Raw genomic sequence first — 19171 nt, forward strand, 5'->3', positions numbered from 1 at the left:
GTGCGCGGGCACCGTCGCTCAGCATCGCGCGGTGATGCGCGACGCTCGTGCTGCCTCTCCTCCGGACTTTCACCGTCGGTCCTGGAGTTCCACCAGGTCAACCGCCGCCCCTCTCGAGGGGCTGCGGCTCGCGGACTGTGACCGCCGGTTCGGAATTCCCACCGACCCCGGAGCACGTGCTGTCCGGTCAGCCTACCCACCCGCCGCCCGGCGGGAGCCTCCGCGCGTCACACTCCCGGCGCACGGTCGGCTCCGTGCGTCCCGGAGCCCGTCGGCGCGGCGGTCGTCCGTCGTCTCCGCACGGTGGACGGCCGCGCTGCGTCCCCTCCGTCGATCACTCTTCGTTTGCCGTAGATGTCGGTTGCATCCCAAATTGGATAGTCCGATCGTTCGACTCCGGTTGGCGTATACCGGCCGGGCTGGTCAGACACGGAATGTCCTCCACCGGCGACGGAGATTTTCGCCGCTCAATGGCGCAACGAGAATCTCCGTCGATCGAGGCTCCGAGGTCAGCTCTCCCGCTCCTCCGCGCGCATGCGCCTCCTAGCGCGTCGAGCTACCTCCACGGTGAAAGCAGTGAGGACCAGTCCCGTTCCAGGCCCGACGAAGGGCGTGAGAACGGCGCGTGCATCGGTGAACCAGAACAGAAGCAATAGAACCGCTGTACCGCCGAACAGCAGAAGCGCCAATCCTCCAAGGATGGGATTGCGCAATTCTCGGCGCATCGCCCGACTGAGATCGTGATCAGAGGCCATTGAATCTCCTTCGCTGTTCTTCGCGCGCTCTAACAGCGCTGGATGACCGGGTGCAGAGAGCCACCTATAGTGAGGTAGCGTGCGCCGAGGCACTGGCCAGAGTTGTTCGCTTGAACTGCGGCGACGTGGAATACGGCGCCGTAAGCGCCGCACACCGCTCCGAGGGGGGCGAATGCGGCCGTCATTGATCCGCACAGTAATCCTGCCGCTGCTGCGGTAGATTGCGACGCGGTTTTCGTCTCGGTTCTGTTGAGCATGATTGTACAGAATGCGATGTCACAGGCGAGGCTGGGGTCGGCGACCACGGGATAGGATGCGCCCGTGTGATGCACTCTCTGCACCAGCGTGCCGCCGTCGATCGAGAAACTGGTCCTGACAGGAGCGCCGGTGGAATCTGAGGCCCAGGCCGGATTTATGAAGTTGACGGTCCGTCCGTGTGAATCCTTCACCGCAACCGAGTGGTCGATGAACTCGAGGATGGCGGGTTCTCCATCCACGGTCACGTCGAATCTGTAATCAGATGGGGCTGCCTGGTCCTTGATGAGAGCAAAGCCCGCATTGAGAACATGGCCTGCCCCTGTGAACGCGTAATCGTAGGAGTCGCTCATGTTGTAGACGAGCGCGCCTCAAGGCCCGACGCTCGCCGATCGGACAGCGGTTCCTGGAGTGATGCCGACGCTGTGGTTCCTGTATTCGACCGTGAGGCCGGACTTCGTCGAGAGGGAGCCGCTCGGCTCCAGGTGCTCTGATTCGGAGCTTAGTCGAGCGGCGCGTTCACTGGAGGCGGCGATAGGCGTGAGCAAGCCGAAAGATTGCATTGTCGATTCTGCTGTTCGGGTCGCTGTGACGACTCCCGGATCGGCCGTCGCAGGTGTCGCGACCAATGAAGTGAAAGCAAGTACGGTGCCCATGAGCAACGCTCGAACCGATCTTCTGGTGCCTGGCAAGAACATCTCCTTCTTTCAACGTCATCTTTGACACCAGTCACAATTGCAGGGTTATCGCAGATCATCAATGATCGGGCGGGTTCCAGAAGTCCGATGGCGCGTTCGGAGGACCATTCGCCTAATGGTGTCCTTGGCGGGTCGCTCTCGTCGAGTCCCGCGCGACGGAGGGCGCTCGGTTCAGTTCCGGTGCTCGTCCACCCAGCGCGGGAACGGGTCCGCGTACTCCGCCCAGGCGGCCGGGCCGGCCAGCAGCTCCTCGGGGGTGAGCAGGCAGCTCTGCAGGACGGCGGTCAGCCTCCCGGTGTCCAGGCCGGTCCCGAAGAAGGCGAGCTCCTGGCCGAGAGGCGCGTCCTCGTCCCAGCTGAGCAGGCTGGTCGGGTCCAGCGTCAGCACGTCGCCGGCGACCGACCACGAGCCGACCCGGTCGGCGCGCGTCGCCAGGCGCACCAGGCCGCGGGAGCGGAGGATGCGGCCCACCTTCTCCGCCACCAGCTCCCCGTGGACCGCCGTGCTCAGGCGGCCGGGGTGGAAGGGCAGCGGATCGCGGAACACGAACTCCTCGACGGTCGTGCCCGAGGCGCGGCCCCGCGAGGTCCCGTTGAGGGCGCACTGCCAGCCCATCGAGGAGGCGATCGCGTGCGCGCGCCGGGGGTGGAGCCTCCGTGGCGCCGCCGGGAGCTCACCGGCGGGGAGGAGATCGGCGGTGGGGGCGAGTGCTCGCAGGAGGTCGCGGACGAGTGCGGTCCGCTCGGGGTCGCTCTCGGAGCGGGGCTCGGCGAGGGCGATGAGGCTCGAGAACTCCAGGCGGGCGGCGAGGCGCTCCGCCGAGTCGAAGGAGGGGCCCGCGCCGCCGCAGAGCACGCGCAGGATCTCCTCCGTCGACGTCACGGCGACCACGTCGAGGATCGCGATGCGGGTGTCGGCGGGATGCCGCTGCGCGCAGAGGTGCTCGAGCACGAGTCCGATCTCGAGCGGGTCGGCCTGGCCATCGAGGGCGACGACCGTGTGACCGCGGTGGCCGTCGTCGGCGTCGGCCGCGAGGCGCCGGTGGAGCTCCTCGGCGAGAGCGGGACCGTCGGCGCCGGGCGGATCGACCTCGAGGTCGATCCGGGACTCGGGCCTGCCGGCGAGGAGTGCGGCGGTCCGCCGGGCGTCGCGGGGGTCGGTCGCGCTGACGAGGGTGACGGCGAGGACGGGGGGTGCGGGGTGGTGGGGCTCCATGGGCCGCTACTCTATCGATAACAGTTCTCATTAACGACAGGAGCATCCGTGAAGGTCCGCAACTCCCTCAGGTCGATGAAGGCGCAGCCCGGCTCGCAGGTGGTCCGCCGCCGCGGCCGCGTCTTCGTGATCAACAAGCTGAACCCGCGCTTCAAGGCCCGTCAGGGCTGAGCGCCGACGGGAGGGTGCGAGCCCTCCCGTCGCGCACGGCCTCAGTGCTCGTCGTAGTGGCCGGCGTGAGCGGCGTGCTTGTGGCCGTCGTGGACGAAGTCGACGTGGTCGTCGTGCTGCACGGTCTCGTGCCCGCAGGCGTCGCCGTGCTCGTGGTCGGCGGTCGAGTGCTCGGCCTCCGACTCGTGCTCGTCGTAGTGGTCGCCGTGCAGGGCGTGGTGGTGCGTGCCGTGGACGTAGTCGACGTGGTCCTCGTGCTGCACGGCCGGGTGGCCGCAGCCCTCGCCGTGCTCGTGCTCGGTGACGGGGTGCTCGGCGTGGAGATCGGTGGTGCTCATGGTGCTGCCTTTCCGGATGCGGGGGCCGCGGACGCGACGGGCTCCAGTCGACCAGATCCATAAACGCATTGCAATGGATGCGCCTGATCGAGAGCGATCATCGTTCCCGGCAAGGACGGAGGTCACCCCTCCAGGGCGTGCCGGACAGCGTCGTCGACGATGTGCGTGACGTGGGTGTCGGCGACGGAGTAGTGCGCCTCGCGGCCCACGCGCTCGACCGCGACCAGCCCGGCGGTGCGGAGCATCCGCAGGTGCTGCGAGACCAGCGGCTGCGAGAGCCCGGTCACCTCGGCCAGCCGCCCGACCGTCGACGTCTCCTCGGCGAGGGCCCGGAGCAGGCGCAGCCGGGAGGAGGAGGACAGCACTTTGAAGAGCTCGGCGGCGGGTTCGAGGTCCTCGGTCATCTGCTCATGTAAGCAGAGGTGCATGCGCCGTGTCCGCGCGGCGCCCCGCGCGCCTCCGGCTACCCTCGGTGCGATGGACGAGGACAGGTACGGGCAGGACGTGCTCGCCGGCGACTGGCGCGCCCGCGGCAGGGTCGAGGTGGCGGTGGTCGAGGCCGAGCGCGATCTGGTGGTCGAGGAGGTCGCCTCCGGCTTCGTGGGCGCCGTGCTCGGAGTGGAGCTGCGGATGGTGCGGCTGGAGGACCGGTTCGGCAAGGTCCGCGTGTTCCCGCTGGGGCCCGGGTTCCTCCTCGAGGGGAAGCCGGTGTCGCTCAAGGCGCCCGGGCTGAAGCGCGACGCCGGCCTCGGTCGCGCGCGCTCCGCCTCCGGCTCCTTCCACGTCGCCGACGCGAAGGCACGGGTCGCCCTGCCCAGCCGCATCTACGTCGAGGGCCGGCACGACGCCGAGCTGGTCGAGAAGGTCTGGGGCCACGACCTGCGGGTCGAGGGCGTCGTCGTCGAGTACATCGAGGGCGTCGACAACCTCGACGAGCTGGTGCGAGAGTTCCGGCCCGGTCCGGGGCGCCGCATCGGCGTGCTCGTCGACCACCTGGTGCGCGGCTCGAAGGAGTCGCGGATCGCCGAACAGGTCGCCGCCGGTCCGCACGGCGCCCACGTCCTCGTCGTCGGCCACCCCTACATCGACGTCTGGCAGGCCGTGAAGCCCGGCCGGATCGGCCTGGAGCGCTGGCCCGAGATCCCTCGCGGAACCGAGTGGAAGCACGGGATCTGCGAGGCGCTCGGCTGGCCGCACGAGGAGCAGGCCGACATCGCGCGCGCCTGGCAGCGCATCCTCGGCCGGGTCCGCACCTTCCAGGACCTGGAGCCGGCGCTCCTGGGCCGGGTCGAGCAGCTCATCGACTTCGTGACGGAGCCCGCATGACCCGGCACGCGGGGCTCGGCCTCGCCCTCGACGCCGCGCTCGTCCTGGTCTTCGTGCTGATCGGCCGCGGGAGCCACGACGAGGGGTCGGCGCTGATCGGCCTGCTCACCACGCTCTGGCCGTTCCTGGCGGCGCTGCTGCTCGGCTGGGTCGTCACGCGCTCGTGGCGCGCGCCGGACCGGATCGTGCCCGCCGGGCTCGTCGTCTGGGCGGTGACCGTCGCCGGCGGGATGCTCCTGAGGATCGCCTCCGGGCAGGGCGTGCAGTGGAGCTTCGTGATCGTGACGGCCGTCGTGCTGGCCGTGTTCCTCCTCGGCCGCCGCGCTCTGACGCGGCTGATCGCGCGCCGGCGCCGGCCGGACCGGGGCTAGGCGGACCGGCGGCTCAGCCCACCCGCACCCCGAAGTGCTCCGCGAACAGCGGCAGCAGGAGGCTGAGCTGCAGCTCCGAGAGGGTGGCTCCGCGGAGGCCGTCGAGCCCGGTGAGCACGTGCAGCCCGGCACCGCGCAGATCGAGGTGCTCGATCCGTGCCCGGGAGAGATCGAGCGAGCGGACGTCGCAGTCGACCAGGCGCAGCCGCGTGCCGGTCGCACCCGCCAGGTCGAGCTCGTCGATCGTGCAGCGCTCGAGCAGCACGTCGCGCACCGCGGCGCCGCGGAGGTTCAGGTAGCCGAGCTTGCAGTCGGCCACGCGCACCTGCTCCCAGGTGCTCTCGTAGAGCTCGGCCGAGCCCAGCCGCGAGGCGAGCAGCTCGACGGATCGGAGCCGGCTCCGCGGCGCCGAGAGCCCGGGGACGTCCAGCCGCTCCAGCCGCGACTCCGCGATCGACGCGGCCCGCAGCTGGGCGCCGCCCAGGACCACTCCCTCCAGCACGCACTCGCTGAAGGAGGCCGCGGTGAGATCGGCGCCGGTGAGGTCGGTGCCGGCGAAGCGCAGTCCTTCGGCGTGCTCCCGGGCGCCCGTGTCCCCGGCGTACCCCTCGGCGAGGCCGTCGAGGAGGAGGGGGTCGAGCCGGGGAGAAGCGGTCGCGTCGCGCACGCGGCGAGCCTAGTGCTGGCACCATGGCGGCATGCCCCGCCTGCTCGCCGTGTGCCGCGTCGCCCGCCTCCTGCCCGACTCCGGCACGGTCGGCGTGACCGCGATCGACAAGCGGCCGGTCGAGGGTCCTGTCGGCGTGCGCGATCTGGGCCTCTACGGCGATGTGCAGGCCGATCGCGCGCACCACGGCGGCCTCGACAAGGCGCTCTACGCCTACTCCGACGAGGACGCGCTCTGGTGGGCGGAGCGACTGGGTCGGCCGGTGGCGGCGGGGATGTTCGGCGAGAACCTGCGGATCGAGGGCCTCGACGTGAGCGGCGCCGTGATCGGCGAGCGCTGGCGGATCGGCGCGGCGGTCGAGGTCGAGGTGACGATGCCGCGGACGCCGTGCGCGACGTTCCAACGGGCCCTCGGAGAGCCTCAGTGGGTCAAGCGCTTCGCGGACGAGGGGCGTACGGGCGCGTACCTGCGGGTGCTGCACCGCGGATCGGTGGAGGCGGGCGATGCCGTCGAGGTGCTGAGCCGGCCGGCGCACGGCGTCCCGGTCGACCGCTGGTACCGCGAGCACAGCCCGGCGGACGCGCAGGCGCTCCTCGAGGCGGAGGAGGCGGGCGCTCTCCGGCCGGCTCCGGTGCTGCGGGCGTCGATCGAGCGGGCGCTCGCCTGATCCGGGCTACTCTCCGCGCGCCTCGCGCTTGAGGCGGCGCTTGACCGCCCGCTCCGTGAGGACCGTCAGGTAGTCCTGCACGGGCCGGTCCTGCAGCCCCGCGAGCTCCTCGCGCACGAGCGGCGCGACCTGCTCCTCGGAGTGGTCGGGGAACTTCTTGCGCACGTTCGCGGTCACGTCGCGCACCACCTGGTCGAGATCGAAGTCGGTCGTCATGCCGAGATCCTGCACCCCGCAGGTGAACAGGAGGGGCGCGGAGCCCACGGCCCCTCGCCCCTCCTCCGCGCCGGTCGTCAGCTCGCGGCGACGGCGATCTCGTTCGGCGTGACGTCGAGCTCGCCCGTGGCGACGACCTCTCCGGTGGTGAGGTCGACGGCGTGGATGCTGTCGGCGGCCGGGTCGGTCACGTAGGCGACGTCTCCGGCGACGGCGATCGCGGGGTGAGGGTCCTGCCACTCGACCGGGCTCTCCCAGGCGTCGACGACGGGGTAGGAGGCGGTCGGCTCGCCGGTCTCCGGGTCGAGGACGTGGATCGCGCCGTCGGAGGCGATCATGTACGCCAGGTCGTCGGGGCCGCGGGCGACGCCGCGGAAGGTGTACTCGACGCCCTCGGGCAGGTCGACGACGTCCAGGGTCTTCGCCTCGGTGTCGATCAGGGCGACGCGGTGCAGGAGGTAGCCCTCGGCGTCGCGGTCGTCCTTGTAATCGCCGACGATGATCGGGCTGGTCTCGCTGACCCAGGCGTTGCCCGTGCGGCCGTACGGCTGGTCCGGCGCCTCGAGCTTGGTGATCTCGCCGTCGTCGTAGACCAGGGCGCCGTTCTCGCAGCCGAAGACGACGACCTCGTTCTCGGCCGTGCCCTCTCCGTGGACTCCGGGGCACTGGTCGTTCGTGGCCGTCACGGCGCCGGAGGCGTCGCGCACCTCGATGCCGGTGCGCCCGTCGGCGTCGCCGACCGTGGTGAGGAGGGTGCCGTCCTCGAGGACGATCGAGACGCCGTGGTGCGCCTCGACTCCCGGGATGGTCTCGGTCGCGGGCATCCCGTCCGAGGCCGCCAGGTCGGCGGTCTCGAGGACGGTCGTGTCGCTCGTGCCGTCGGCGTAGAGGACGGTCCTCCCGGCGTGCCGGACGACGTGGCCCGGGGTGTCCGCGGGGAAGACGATGTCCGTCAGCTCCGGCTCACCGCCGGTGCCGGCGGCGGTGTCGAGGAGCTGGAACCCGTCGCTCACGGTGACCAGGACGTGGCGGCCGTCGCCGGCGGGGTTGAGGCGGGTGAACTCCTCGGAGTCCAGGTCCGCGACGGTCTCGAGGGTCTCGCCGTCGAGGACGAGGACGCCGCCCTCGTAGGCGACGGCGACGCGGGCTCCGGTGGACGCCGCGGCCTCGGTGGCCGGTGCGGTGGACGCCGACGACTCGGCGGCGGGGGTCGAGCTCGACGAGCAGGCCGCGAGGACCGTGATCGAGCAGGCGGCGATCAGGCCGAGGCCCGCCTGCCGGACGTGGGTGTTCTGCATGGGTGCTTCTTCTTCCTGGTGGTGGATCGGAGGGCTCACGGGGAGAGCCCGGTGGCGATGCGCTGCGTGTTGACGCGCATCATGGCGAGGTAGTCGGGAGCGCCGCCCTCGGGCCCCGTCAGGGACTCCGTGAACAGCTCGACCACCTCGACGCGGATGTCGGCCTCGCTCGCGAGCGCCTGGACCAGGCGGTCGGGAGACGAGGACTCCGCGAAGATCGTGGGGACGCCGGTCCGCTCGACCGCGTCGACGAGGTCGGCGAGGTCGGAGGCGGACGGCGCCGCGAGGGTCGTGCCTCCGGGGATGACGGCGCCGACGACGTCGAAGTCGAAGCGCTCGGCGAGGTACCCGAAGACGTGGTGGTTGGTGACGAGGGCGCGGCGCTCGGCGGGGATCGCGGCGAACGCGGCGGCCATTTCGGAGTCGAGCCGCTCGAGCTCGGCGCGGTAGCCGTCCGTCCGGTCCCGGACGGCGGCCGGATCGACGCCGTCGAGCGCGGCGAGCACGGGCCCGAGGGAGTCGACGACGTCGATCATCCGGCCGGGGTCCGTCCAGAAGTGCGAGTCCGGGCTCCCCTCCGCGTCGCCCTCGCCGTAGTCGAGGACGTCGACGGCGTCGCCGGCGACGAACGCGGGAACGTCCTCTCCCGAGGCCTCGTCGAGGTGCTGCTGCAGGCCCTCCTCGAGTCCGAGCCCGTTCGAGACGACGAGGTCGGCGGAGCGCAGGCGCGCCGCCTCCTGCGCCGAGATCTCGAAGGAGTGCGGGTCGGCGTCCGGCTTCATCAACGTGACGACCTGCGCCTCGTCGCCGACGAGCTCGCCCACGACGTCGCCGAGGATGTTGGTGGAGACGATGACGAGCGGCCGGTCGTCCTCCTCCGCGGCGGTGCAGCCCGACAGGAGCAGGACCGCCGCGGCGGACGCGAGCGCCCAGCGGCGCCTCATCGGCCCGTCTCCGCCGTGAAGGCCGGCTCGGAGGCGGTCTCGAAGGTGCGGGCGAGGCGGGCGCCGTCCGCGTAGTCGATCTCGTGCAGCCTCCGCTCGGCGGGCGCGCTGACGTAGGCCCGCTGCTGATCGGCGATCAGGACGGGCCGCGAGCCGTCCGCGGTCGTGTCCGCGACGAGGGGCGCGGTCTCGGCGAGGACCGCGCCGTCGGAGCCGTCGAGCACCAGGACGCGTCCGTCGGCGGCGAGGGCGAGGACGGTCTCGTCCGCGTCGTCGACCGCGGTGACCTGCGCGAGCGGTGCGGGAGAGGGGAGGAGGGTCCACGAGCGCTCCCGGGTGTCGAGGAGCCAGATGCCCGCGTCGCCGGCGAGACCGGCGACCGTGGGGCGGCCCTCGCGGTTGTCGAACGACGTGGCGGGTGGTGCGGTGGTGCCGGCGGGGTAGGGGATCCGCTCGACGACGAGCTCCTCGCCCTCGATCGACGCCAGGAGCGCGCCGTCGGAGCAGCCGACGACGGCGCCGACGCGGGTCGTGATCGTCCCGGCGGGGTCGGGGCAGCCTTCGCGGAGGCCCGTGAACTCGCCGTCCGAGTCGTAGCCGGCGACGGCCGCCGCGGGGCCGGAGCCCTCGGTCACCAGCGCGGAGGAGCCGACGGGCACGACCATCCCCGGTCCGGGCTCGAGGTCCTTCCGGAACCGCTCGACGATCGCGCCCGTCGACAGCGCCTCGGTGTCGAGTAGGACCGCCTCGCCGGAGTCGGGGAAGAAGAGTCCGGTGCCGCCGGTGGTCGAGAGGTTCGTCGTGGCGACGACGGCCGTCCCGGAGCCCTCGACCGTGCCGATCAGGCGGGGGTCCGCGCGGTAGTAGTGGAAGTGGTCGACGTGGTCCCAGGTCCACACGCCGCTGTCGACGATCTCGACGCCCGCGTCGGTCTGCGCGAAGAGGTAGCGGCCGTCGGTCGTCATCGCGCTCGGGGCGCCGATGGTGCCGAGGCCGGTGACCGTCTCGTCGAGGAGGTCGAGGTGCGACACGGCGCCGGTGGGATCGATCGTGGTCAGCCCGAGTCTCGGCTCGGCGAGCTCGGCGGCGTTCGCGACGGCGCCGTGCCCGGAGCCCGTGTCGTCAGCGGCCGGCGCGGAGGCGTCGGTCGAGCAGGCGGCCAGGCCGAGCGCGAGAGCGCCCAGGAGGGCGGTGGCGGTGGTTCGGGAGTGCACGGAGTCCTTTCGAGAGGGAGCGGGGGAGGGGCGGTGCCGGGGAGGTCTCATGCGGCGACCGGCCGAGGGTCCGACCGGGACGCGAGAGCCGACGCGGCCGAGCGGACCGCCCAGGACACGGCGGCGACCGCGACGGCCGAGCCGGCGACCGAGGCGCCCGCGGCCGTCGCCGCGTGCCAGGAGACGAGCAGGCCGACGAGCACGGAGGCCGCGCCGAGGACTGACGCGAGCAGCATCCGGGTCGGGATGCGGGTGGTCCAGTGCCCGGCGGCGACCGCGGGGGCCAGCAGCAGTCCGACGACGAGGAGCGAGCCGACCGCCTGGTAGGAGGCGACGACGGCGAGGGTCACCAGGCCGACCAGCGCGGCCTGAGCCGAGCGCGGACCGAGGCCGAGCACCGCGGCGATGCGCGGATCCAGTGCCAGGGCGACGAGCGGGCGGTGGAAGGCCGCTGCGACGAGGAGGCCGGCTCCGGCGGCGGCGGCGAGCAGCCCGATGTCGACGGGGGTGATCGCGAGGATGTCGCCGAAGAGGATCGAGGTCGCGTCCGTGGCGAAGCTGCCCGAGTGCGAGACGACGATGACGCCCAGCGCCAGCATGGCGACGAAGAGCAGGCCGATGCTGGTGTCGTAGGACAGGCGTCCGCGCCGCTGCAGGGCCGCGATGCCGAGGCTCATCAGCACCGCACTGGCCGCGCCGCCCACGAGGACGGGAGCGCCGAGCACCGTCGCGAGGGCGACGCCGGGGAGCATCCCGTGGGCGAGCGCCTCGCCGAGGAAGGCCATCCCGCGGAGGACCACCCAGGTGCCGACGACGCCGCAGAGGACCGCGACGAGGACGCCGCCGAGGAGGGCGCGCTGGAGGAAGTCGAGAGCGAACGGCTCGAGGATTCCGGCGAGGAGGCTGAGCATGGTGTCCGACCGTACACGATAATGAGAACGGTTATCATCCGTGTACGCTCGTCGGGATGGACGTCCCACCCCTGCCCGCGCCCCCTGTCCGCCTCCGAGGCGCGCACGTCGACTTCGGCTCCCACCGCGCTCTCGCGGGCGTCGATCTCGACGTCGCCGCGGGCTCGCTCACCGCGATCGCCGGGCCGAACGGCGCCGGCAAGTCGACGCTGCTGGAGGTGATCGCCGGAGTGCGTCCTCTGACGTCCGGCACGCGGGACGTCACCGGAGCGATCGCCTTCGTGCCGCAGCGGGCGTCGATCCCGGACCGGCTCCCGGTGACGGTGCGCGACGTGGTGGCGGTGGGGACCTGGGGCCGGCTCGGCCGCCTCCGCCGCAGCGACGCGCGCGCAGCGGACGCGATCGCCACCGCGCTCGACCGGATGGAGATCGCCGCGCTCGCCCGGGAGCCCTTCGCGGTGCTCTCCGGCGGTCAGCGGCAGCGGGCGCTCCTCGCCCAGGGGCTCGCCCGCGGGGCTGACCTGCTGCTCCTGGACGAGCCCACCACCGGCCTCGACTCGGCGAGTGCGGAGCGGATCCGGTCGGTCCTGCGCGCGGAGGCGGACCGCGGCGCGACCGTGGTCTGCGTCTCGCACGACCCCGCCGTGCTGGCCGACGCCGACCGCGTCGTCGGACTCGTCGACGGGGCTCTCGCTCCGGCGGTGTAGCGGCCCGGTCACCGACTCGCGGGCCTCGGGCTGGGAGGATGGGGGGATGACCTCGACGCTGCTCGACCGGATGCCGACGCCCGACGCGGACGGGCGCGTCGACGACGACGCGGTCTACCTGGCCTTCACCGAGTGGGCGGAGTCGCGCGGCCTCCCGCTCTACCCGGCGCAGGACGAGTCCATGCTCGAGATCGCCTCCGGGGCGAACCTGATCCTCTCGACGCCCACCGGCACCGGCAAGTCGCTCGTCGCGATCGGCGCGCACGCCGCGGCGCTCGCCTCCGGGCGCCGCAGCTTCTACACCGCGCCGATCAAGGCGCTCGTCTCCGAGAAGTTCTTCGCGCTGGTCGACGTCTTCGGCGCCTCCAACGTCGGGATGGTCACCGGCGACTCCTCGGTGAACGCCGACGCGCCGATCATCTGCTGCACGGCCGAGATCCTCGCGAACCTGGCGCTCCGGCACGGCGAGGACACCCCGGTCGACCAGGTCGTGATGGACGAGTTCCACTTCTACGCGGACCCGGCGCGCGGCTGGGCCTGGCAGGTGCCGCTGCTCACCCTCCCGCACGTGCAGTTCGTGCTGATGTCGGCCACCCTCGGCGACGTGACGGCGCTCGCCGCCGACCTCAGCCGCCGCACGGGGCGGGAGACCGCCCGGGTCACCGGCGTCGAGCGCCCGGTGCCGCTGCACTACTTCTACGAGATCGCGCCGATCCACGACTCCATCGAGGAGCTGCTCTCGACGAACCAGTCGCCGGTCTACGTCGTGCACTTCTCCCAGGCGGCCGCTCTCGAGCGCGCACAGGCGCTCACCAGCGCGAACATCGCCACCCGGGAGCACCGCGACCGCATCGCCGAGGTGATCGGCGGCTTCCGGTTCACCACCGCGTTCGGCAAGACCCTCTCCCGCCTGCTCCGCCTGGGGATCGGCGTGCACCACGCCGGCATGCTGCCGAAGTACCGCCGGCTGGTCGAGCAGCTCGCCCAGCAGGGCATGCTGCGCGTGATCTGCGGCACGGACACCCTCGGCGTCGGCATCAACGTCCCCATCCGCACCGTTCTGCTCACGGCGCTGACCAAGTACGACGGCACCCGGACGCGCCAGCTCTCGGCCCGCGAGTTCCACCAGATCGCCGGCCGCGCCGGTCGCGCCGGCTACGACACCGCCGGGACCGTGGTCGTGCAGGCTCCCGAGCACGAGTCCGAGAACCGGAAGGCTCTCGACAAGATGGGCGACGACCCGAAGAAGCGGAGGAAGTGGGTCGCCAAGCGCGCGCCGCAGGGCTTCGTCAGCTGGGGGGAGCCGAGCTTCCGCAAGCTCGTCGACGCGGAGCCCGAGACGCTGACCTCGCACATGACGATCACCTCGGCGATGCTGCTGAACGTGATCGCCCGCGGCGGCGACGCCTACGCGAACGTGCACGCCCTGATCTTCGACAACCACGAGCCGTGGAAGCGGCAGCTGCAGATCGCCCGGCGGGCGCTGGGCATCTACCGGACGCTGCGGGAGGCGGGCGTGGTCGAGCAGAGCGTCGGCGCCGACGGCGTGACCCGCATCCGCCTGACCGTCGACCTGCAGCCGAACTTCGCGCTCAACCAGCCGCTCTCGCCGTTCGCGCTGGCCGTGTTCGACGTCCTCGACCCGGAGTCGCCGAGCTTCGCGCTCGACGTGATCTCGGTGCTCGAGGCGACCCTCGACGACCCGCGCCCGATCCTCGGGGCCCAGCAGTTCCAGGCCCGCGGCGAGGCCGTCGCCGCGATGAAGGCCGAGGGGATCGAGTACGAGGAGCGGATGGAGCTGCTCGAGTCCGTCACGCACCCCAAGCCGCTCGAGGAGCTCCTCGAGGCGACGTTCGAGACCTACACCGCCGCGCAGCCGTGGGTGAAGGACTTCGAGCTCTCGCCGAAGTCGGTCGTGCGCGACATGTACGAGCGGGCGATGTCCTTCGGCGAGTACACCGCCTTCTACAAGCTCTCCCGCTCGGAGGGACTGGTGCTGCGCTACCTGTCGGACGCGTTCCGCGCGGCTCGCCAGACCATCCCGGACGAACTCAAGAACGAGGAGCTGCACGATCTGATCGAGTGGCTGGGCGAGCTCGTGCGCCAGGTCGACTCCTCGCTGGTCGACGAGTGGGAGGAGCTGGTCAATCCGGCGCTCCACGCGGCGGACCAGGCGATCGTGCCGCCCGCTCCGCGCCGCCTCACCGCCAACCACCGAGCCTTCCGCGTGCTGGTGCGCAACGAGATGTTCCGCCGGGTGACCCTCGCCGCCCTCGACGACCACGAGGCGCTCGGCGAGCTCGACGCCGCCGCCGGCTTCGACGCCGACGCGTGGGGCGCCGCTCTGGACGACTACTACGACGAGCACGACAGCATCGGCATCGGGCCCGACGCCCGGGGGCCGAAGATGCTGCTCGTCACGGAGGAGCCGACGCAGTGGCTCGTGCGGCAGATCCTCGACGATCCGGCCGGCGACCACGACTGGGGGATCTCGGCGACCGTCGACCTCGCCGAGTCGGACGAGCAGGGCGCTGCCGTGGTCCGCGTCACCTCGGTCGGCCGCCTGGACTGATCAGCGGCCGCGCTTCTCCCGGCGCTGCATCTCGGCGGCGATGTCCGCCTCGGTGATCTCCTTGCGGGCGGGACCCCAGATCGACACGGCCTGGCCGACGACGCCGATCCCGATCCCGATCATCGGCCAGATCGGCCAGAAGTAGCCGTCGGCACCCGTGCCGACCCAGACGGCGGTCGTGATCGCCGAGACGCTCGCCCAACCGCCGACCGAGCCCAGGAGGTCGCGGCGCCGCTTGACCTCCCGCACGGCGAGAGCGCGCTCGGCGTCCTCGACGCGGGCGGGCTCCACCACCTCGCCGGAGGCGGCGGCCGGGACGGCCTCCGCGGACCGGTCTCGCCGGGCGGACGGATCCGGAGTTCCCCACTCGTTCGTCATGCGGCCAGCCTACGCAGGGGCCGTTCGCCGCGATACGCGGGCTTCAGCCGGAGGTCGCCCGCTCCGACTGGCAGTGCGGGCACCACCAGGTGCGGCGCTGCTCGGGGTCGTCGCGGACCTCCTCGCGGACGAGCACCGTCGTGCCGCAGCGCAGGCACGGGCGCCCGGCCCGCCCGGCGACCCAGTGCCGCTCGCCGCGGCGGGTGCCGCCGGTGGTGGTCTGGAACATCCCCGGGATCGTGACGGAGGCGCGGAGGCCTCTCGCCGCGGTCGCTACGAGGGCGCGGACGTCGAGGGAGCCGATCGGCCGCCAGGGCCAGGCGCCGCGGAGGAAGCAGACCTCGTTGGCCCAGAGGTTGCCGAGGCCCGCGAGGCAGCGCTGGTCGAGGAGTGCGGCGACGACCGGCCGGTCCGGGAGGCGGGAGAGGCGAGCGACGGCCTCGTCGGCGTCCCAGTCCGCGCGGAGCGGGTCGGGACCGAGGTGCCCGACGGCGCGCGGCTCGTCGCGGGTGGCGAGGAGTTCGACGACCGGGAGGTCGATGCCCCAGACGGTCGAGCCGTCGTCGAGGCGGAGGCGGACGCGGACGTCCTTCTGCACCGAGCGGGGGACCGCTCGGTGCGGAGCGGTCACGGTCCAGGAGCCCTGCATCCGCAGGTGGGTGTGCAGGGTCGATCCGCCGGAGAAGCGGGTGAGGAGGTGCTTGCCGTGGGTGTCGTGCTCGAGGATCCGCAGCCCGGCGAGGGAGGTGCCTGCCGCGTCCCCGGAGCGCAGCTCGCCCTCGAGGACGGTGCGACCGTCCGCCGCCCGCCTGAGGCGGGCGGCGAGACGGTGCACACTGTCTCCCTCGGGCATCCCCGAACTCTAGGAGCCGGAGCTCGTCGGGATCAGGGGTCGCGCGGGATCAGGCGCCGCGGTACGCCTGCTTGTAGACGCGCTCGGTGCCGTCGGGCGCGGTGACCTCGATGGTCGCCGTTCCGGCCTTGATCGGCGTGAAGACGGTCACGGTCTTCACCGTGAACGACTGGCCGGGCTTGACCGTCTTCTTCGTCTTGCTGCCGTAGGCGGTCGTGATCTCGATCGAGACCGTCTCCGGTCCGTTGTTCACCGCCGACACGGTCAGCGTCCGCACGACGGCGAGGCGCTTGGTGGAGGCGGTGGTCGCGACGTCGATGACCGTGACGGGCTCGGGCTCCGGGTCCGTCTGGGTCTCGGGCAGGTCGAGACCGACGACGACCGGGTCGTGGTCGCTGGAGCGGAACGCCGAGGTGTCGTAGAAGATCGTCGCGTTGTAGTCGTAGCGGCTGTACTCCAGTGCCACGGACTCGCCGCTGTTGATGTTCCAGGTGTCGACCCCGGTGACCGTCCTGTCGGCGGCGGGCGAGGCGAACACGTGGTCGAGCGAGCCGACCGCGCCGTCGAACGAGTACGAGTACTTGCCGTCCTTCGCGCCCTGGTCGATGTAGCCGGCGTCGGTGATCACCTTCACCGGGTCCTCCTTCGAGTAGGCGTTGAAGTCGCCCAGCAGGTAGACGAGCTCGGTGGCCTTCTCGGTGCGGAGGCGGTCGGCGAAGGCGACGAGGGCGGTCGCCTGCTTCACCCGCGAGGCGTTCGAGGCGCCCTGGCCGTCGCCCTGGTCGGCGTCCGCGCCGGATCCGGAGCCCTTCGACTTGAAGTGGTTCACGATCGCGACGAACTCGCTGGCGCTGTCGCCGAGGAGGCGGAACTCCTGGGCGAGGGGCTTGCGGGCGTTCGAGAAGTTCACCGTGTCGTTGAGCACGACGGACTCGCCGACCGGCTCGATGACGGCCTTCTTGTAGATGAAGGCGGTGCGGATGACGTCCTCGTCCGCGAGCGCGGGGAGCGCTGCGGGGGAGGGGACGTAGGCCCAGACCTCGGAGCCGGCCGCCGTGTTGAGCGCGGCGGTCAGGGTGGCGAGGGCCTCGTCGCGCGGCTTGCCGAACTTGGCCGAGTTCTCGATCTCCTCGAGCGAGACGACGCCCGCGCCGAGGGTGTTGATCGCGGTCACGATCTTGGCCTGCTGGCGCTCGAGGTCGTCGGCGTTCGCCGCTCCGCGGGCGTCGCAGCCGCTGTTGACGGTGACGGGGTCGCCGTCACGGTCGGTGTAGAAGGTGCAGCCGGTGATCGAGTCGCCGGTGGTGGAGAAGTAGTTGAGCACGTTGAAGGACGCGATCGACAGGTCGCCGCCGACGGCCTCGGGCTTCGCGGTCCGGGTGTTCGCGAAGGTCGCGGGCTGCACGTCGCCGGCGTTCTCGACGGTCAGCTGCGTGGTGGGCTGGAAGGCCCAGCCGCCGTTGCGGTAGTCGAGGACGACGGGGCGGGCGAAGGTCGCCGGAGCACCGACGCGGATCGGCGCGGCCGGGGTGAGGTAGGGCAGCGGGATCGCCTTGTTCGCGGCAGCGCCGAGGAAGTTGATCGAGGCGCCGTCGTCGAGGGTGATCGCGCGGGCGGCGTTGTCCGCGACGACGGCGGCGAGCTCCGGCGAGCCGGGGCGGGCGACCTCGGTCGGCGTGAGCAGCGGGGACGTGCCGGCGGCGAGGCCGATCGAGCCGAAGCTGTTCAGATCGAAGGTGTCGGTGACGGTGTAGGCGCCCTGCGGGGCGATCAGCATGCTCTCGAGCACCTCGCGCTCGGCGGGGGTGCGGGGGAGCGCGACAGCGGCCGGGACCGGCGCGGCGGCGGCGTCGAGCTTCACGACGGTCGCGGCCGAGGTCGGGGTGAGCTCGGTCAGGCCGTTGTACTCGCTCACCTCGCCGGTGATGCGCAGGTGGTCGCCGATCGCGACCGACCCGACGGAGGCGGAGGAGAAGACGAAGACGGCGTCGGAGGCCGTGCGCGAGCTCTCGCCGCCGGTGCCGGGGGTCTGGATGACGTAGCCGTTGTAGCCGCCGGACGGGTAGCGGGCGGTGACGACGCCGGAGGTGGTGACGGTGCTGCCGACGAGCGGCGACGAGTCGCCGGTCCCCTGGATCTCCGCGATCGAGACGGCCGGGATCTCGGCCGGCGGGGTCGTCGGCGGAGTGGTCGGCGGAGTCGTCGACGGCGGCGTGGTGGGCTCGGGCTCGGATCCTCCGCCCGCGGCCTGCGGGGTCGGTGCGCCGAGCGCGAAGTCGGCCGAGTTGACGTCGGTGTCGCCGGTGGCGGTGTCCGCGCGGGCGATGGTCTGGGTGAGCGAGGGGACCGTCGCGACGGACGACTCGAAGGTGTTCGAGGTGCCGTAGCCGACGAGGTCGATCACCGCGTCCGGCTGTGCGGAGGCGCCGGTGGGCGGCGCCACGAGCGCCGAGGTCCCCTTGACGAGGAAGAGGGTGCCGCCCGCGGCGGCCATGTTGAGGCCGTTCGCGCTCTGGTCGGGCGTCGGCAGGGCCGCGCCGTTGGTGCCGTTGCTGGCGCCGGCGAGCAGGAAGTGGCCGCCCGCGGGGACCGAGCCGGTGAGCGGCACGGTCGTGGTGGGGTTCGCCGTGCCGGTCGCGGAGCGGTACTGGATCGAGAGGCCGCCGAGGGCGATCTCGGCGGCGGTGGGGTTGTAGAGCTCCACGTAGCGGTTGCTGAACGCGGCGCCGGCGGAGCCTCCGCGGGCGAAGACCTCGCTGATGACGAGCTCGTCGCCCGAGGGTGCGGCTGTGGCGGAGGTCGCGACCAGCGGAGCGGCCGCGAGGGCCAGGCCGGTCAGGGCCGCCAGGCCGAGCCCGCGCCTCCGGCGGCGGTCGGGCGGGGTCGGAGAGTCGGGCATGGTGGTCCTCTCGATCGCCGCTCGGAAGAGCGGTCGCAGCGTCGTCGCCGCGCGGCGCGGCCGGTGCACCCCCGGAAGGGGCACGCATGGTCACGCTATGCAGTGCGGGTGCCCGGCCTGTGAACCGGACGTTTCATGAACGTAAACTCATCCACCGACATCGGGGCACGCGGGTGCCGCTCGCGGCGCGTTCGCGGCTTCGCGGGCCACACTCGTCGGATGATCTCCTTCGAGCTGGCCCGTGCCCTGCGCACGGCGGGCGTGCGCTGGACGCCCCGCACCGGTGACCGCTTCCGGATCGAGCGGGAGGGCTTCGACGGCGACGTCTTCACCGTCAGCGACATGACCATCGAGGCGCACGAGTATCCGAGCGGGACCGTCCTCGGCTTCAACGGCACCACGGAGTGGGCGCTCGACTCCGTCTCTCTGGAGGACTCGCTCTGGCTGCCGCGGGAGGACCAGCTGCGCGAGCTCCTCCGCGGGACCTTCCGCTCCCTCCGGCGCCTCGCGGAGCCGGAGGCGCGGTTCGCTGTCGAGGTCGAGCTCGGCGGGCGGGCGCGGACCTTCGAGGACGCGGCGGCCGAGAACGCCTACGCGGAGGCGCTGCTCGCGCTGGTCAGCTCGGTCGCGGTCGACCTCGACGACGTGGACGAGCTGGACGCGGCCGACGGGCCCGACCGGGCGGCCGAGCGGGCCTGAGGCTCCGTCCGTCCCGG

Annotated in this window: 22 protein-coding genes and 1 riboswitch; of the genes, 8 read left to right on the plus strand and 14 right to left on the minus strand. The window is 72.2% G+C overall.

Annotated features, from left to right (window positions below; genetic code table 11):
* Positions 1–45 precede the first annotated feature (45 nt).
* Positions 46–178, minus strand: a riboswitch (FMN riboswitch).
* 331 nt (positions 179–509) lie between these two features.
* Entirely contained in the window at positions 510–755 is a 246-nt protein-coding gene (locus C5D08_RS16650; RefSeq protein WP_146078468.1) for a hypothetical protein, read from the minus strand.
* A 29-nt stretch (positions 756–784) separates the two neighbouring features.
* Positions 785–1363, minus strand: a complete 579-nt coding sequence (locus C5D08_RS16655; protein ID WP_146078469.1) for a hypothetical protein — start codon at positions 1361–1363, stop codon at positions 785–787.
* Between the two features lie 187 nt (positions 1364–1550).
* Between C5D08_RS16655 and C5D08_RS16660 the strand changes: the two genes are divergently transcribed.
* A complete protein-coding gene (locus C5D08_RS16660) occupies positions 1551–1733 on the plus strand; it encodes a hypothetical protein (RefSeq protein WP_146086107.1) in 183 nt (60 codons plus the stop codon).
* A 146-nt stretch (positions 1734–1879) separates the two neighbouring features.
* Here C5D08_RS16660 and C5D08_RS06585 read toward each other — a convergent pair whose 3' ends face one another.
* Positions 1880–2923: a GTP-binding protein gene (locus C5D08_RS06585; RefSeq protein WP_104276353.1), complete on the minus strand. Its 1044-nt coding sequence runs from the start codon at positions 2921–2923 to the stop codon at positions 1880–1882.
* A gap of 48 nt (positions 2924–2971) precedes the next feature.
* Here C5D08_RS06585 and ykgO point away from each other — a divergent pair, with 48 nt between their 5' ends.
* Positions 2972–3094, plus strand: coding sequence for a type B 50S ribosomal protein L36 (gene ykgO / locus C5D08_RS06590; RefSeq protein WP_104226896.1), 123 nt, complete (start codon positions 2972–2974; stop codon positions 3092–3094).
* A 41-nt stretch (positions 3095–3135) separates the two neighbouring features.
* Here ykgO and C5D08_RS17310 read toward each other — a convergent pair whose 3' ends face one another.
* Positions 3136–3432: a hypothetical protein gene (locus C5D08_RS17310; protein ID WP_104222233.1), complete on the minus strand. Its 297-nt coding sequence runs from the start codon at positions 3430–3432 to the stop codon at positions 3136–3138.
* 122 nt (positions 3433–3554) lie between these two features.
* On the minus strand, positions 3555–3836 hold the full coding sequence (locus tag C5D08_RS06600) for a helix-turn-helix transcriptional regulator (RefSeq protein WP_104222235.1): 282 nt from the start codon (positions 3834–3836) through the stop codon (positions 3555–3557).
* A gap of 73 nt (positions 3837–3909) precedes the next feature.
* Between C5D08_RS06600 and C5D08_RS06605 the strand changes: the two genes are divergently transcribed.
* Positions 3910–4758 (plus strand): DUF3097 domain-containing protein, encoded by an 849-nt coding sequence (locus C5D08_RS06605; protein WP_104226898.1) that lies wholly within the window; start codon positions 3910–3912, stop codon positions 4756–4758.
* The gene (locus C5D08_RS06610; RefSeq protein ID WP_104276354.1) at positions 4755–5129 is read left to right on the plus strand and encodes a DUF3054 domain-containing protein; all 375 of its coding nucleotides are present in this window, start codon (positions 4755–4757) and stop codon (positions 5127–5129) included. Before C5D08_RS06605 ends, C5D08_RS06610 begins: the two co-directional genes overlap by 4 nt.
* Before the next feature lie 13 nt (positions 5130–5142).
* On the opposite strand, the gene C5D08_RS06615 is transcribed toward C5D08_RS06610, so the two are convergent.
* A complete protein-coding gene (locus C5D08_RS06615) occupies positions 5143–5796 on the minus strand; it encodes a pentapeptide repeat-containing protein (RefSeq protein ID WP_104276355.1) in 654 nt (217 codons plus the stop codon).
* Positions 5797–5827: 31 nt separating this feature from the next.
* Between C5D08_RS06615 and C5D08_RS06620 the strand changes: the two genes are divergently transcribed.
* Positions 5828–6463 (plus strand): MOSC domain-containing protein, encoded by a 636-nt coding sequence (locus C5D08_RS06620; RefSeq protein ID WP_104276356.1) that lies wholly within the window; start codon positions 5828–5830, stop codon positions 6461–6463.
* A 6-nt stretch (positions 6464–6469) separates the two neighbouring features.
* On the opposite strand, the gene C5D08_RS06625 is transcribed toward C5D08_RS06620, so the two are convergent.
* The 5 genes from C5D08_RS06625 to aztB all read right to left on the minus strand — a co-directional run bounded on the left by C5D08_RS06625 (position 6470) and on the right by aztB (position 11046).
* Positions 6470–6679, minus strand: a complete 210-nt coding sequence (locus C5D08_RS06625; protein ID WP_068254857.1) for a three-helix bundle dimerization domain-containing protein — start codon at positions 6677–6679, stop codon at positions 6470–6472.
* A 77-nt stretch (positions 6680–6756) separates the two neighbouring features.
* On the minus strand, positions 6757–7977 hold the full coding sequence (aztD, locus tag C5D08_RS06630) for a zinc metallochaperone AztD (protein WP_104276358.1): 1221 nt from the start codon (positions 7975–7977) through the stop codon (positions 6757–6759).
* A gap of 35 nt (positions 7978–8012) precedes the next feature.
* Positions 8013–8921, minus strand: coding sequence for a zinc ABC transporter substrate-binding protein AztC (gene aztC, locus C5D08_RS06635; RefSeq protein ID WP_104276359.1), 909 nt, complete (start codon positions 8919–8921; stop codon positions 8013–8015).
* A complete protein-coding gene (locus C5D08_RS06640) occupies positions 8918–10135 on the minus strand; it encodes an ABC transporter (RefSeq protein WP_104276360.1) in 1218 nt (405 codons plus the stop codon). The genes aztC and C5D08_RS06640 overlap by 4 nt, the downstream gene beginning before the upstream one ends.
* Positions 10136–10182: 47 nt before the next feature.
* On the minus strand, positions 10183–11046 hold the full coding sequence (gene aztB / locus C5D08_RS06645; protein ID WP_104276361.1) for a zinc ABC transporter permease AztB: 864 nt from the start codon (positions 11044–11046) through the stop codon (positions 10183–10185).
* Between the two features lie 56 nt (positions 11047–11102).
* Between aztB and aztA the strand changes: the two genes are divergently transcribed.
* Both aztA and C5D08_RS06655 read left to right on the plus strand, forming a co-directional pair.
* Positions 11103–11753, plus strand: a complete 651-nt coding sequence (gene aztA / locus C5D08_RS06650) for a zinc ABC transporter ATP-binding protein AztA (RefSeq protein WP_104276362.1) — start codon at positions 11103–11105, stop codon at positions 11751–11753.
* A 46-nt stretch (positions 11754–11799) separates the two neighbouring features.
* Positions 11800–14325, plus strand: a complete 2526-nt coding sequence (locus C5D08_RS06655; protein ID WP_104276363.1) for an RNA helicase — start codon at positions 11800–11802, stop codon at positions 14323–14325.
* On the opposite strand, the gene C5D08_RS06660 is transcribed toward C5D08_RS06655, so the two are convergent.
* The 3 genes from C5D08_RS06660 to C5D08_RS06670 are packed head-to-tail and all read right to left on the minus strand — an operon-like array spanning position 14326 to position 18455.
* Complete coding sequence (locus C5D08_RS06660) at positions 14326–14703, minus strand: 2TM domain-containing protein (RefSeq protein WP_104276364.1); 378 nt, start codon at positions 14701–14703, stop codon at positions 14326–14328.
* A gap of 43 nt (positions 14704–14746) precedes the next feature.
* Positions 14747–15556 (minus strand): DNA-formamidopyrimidine glycosylase family protein, encoded by an 810-nt coding sequence (locus C5D08_RS06665; protein WP_104276365.1) that lies wholly within the window; start codon positions 15554–15556, stop codon positions 14747–14749.
* Positions 15557–15605: 49 nt separating this feature from the next.
* Complete coding sequence (locus C5D08_RS06670; RefSeq protein ID WP_104276366.1) at positions 15606–18455, minus strand: ExeM/NucH family extracellular endonuclease; 2850 nt, start codon at positions 18453–18455, stop codon at positions 15606–15608.
* Positions 18456–18674: 219 nt separating this feature from the next.
* Here C5D08_RS06670 and C5D08_RS06675 point away from each other — a divergent pair, with 219 nt between their 5' ends.
* Positions 18675–19154: a pilus assembly protein CpaE gene (locus C5D08_RS06675; RefSeq protein ID WP_258067339.1), complete on the plus strand. Its 480-nt coding sequence runs from the start codon at positions 18675–18677 to the stop codon at positions 19152–19154.
* Positions 19155–19171: the final 17 nt, after the last annotated feature.

It is taken from the genome of Rathayibacter sp. AY1B6, from assembly GCF_002932755.1.
In the GTDB taxonomy this organism is placed as follows: Bacteria; Actinomycetota; Actinomycetes; order Actinomycetales; family Microbacteriaceae; genus Rathayibacter.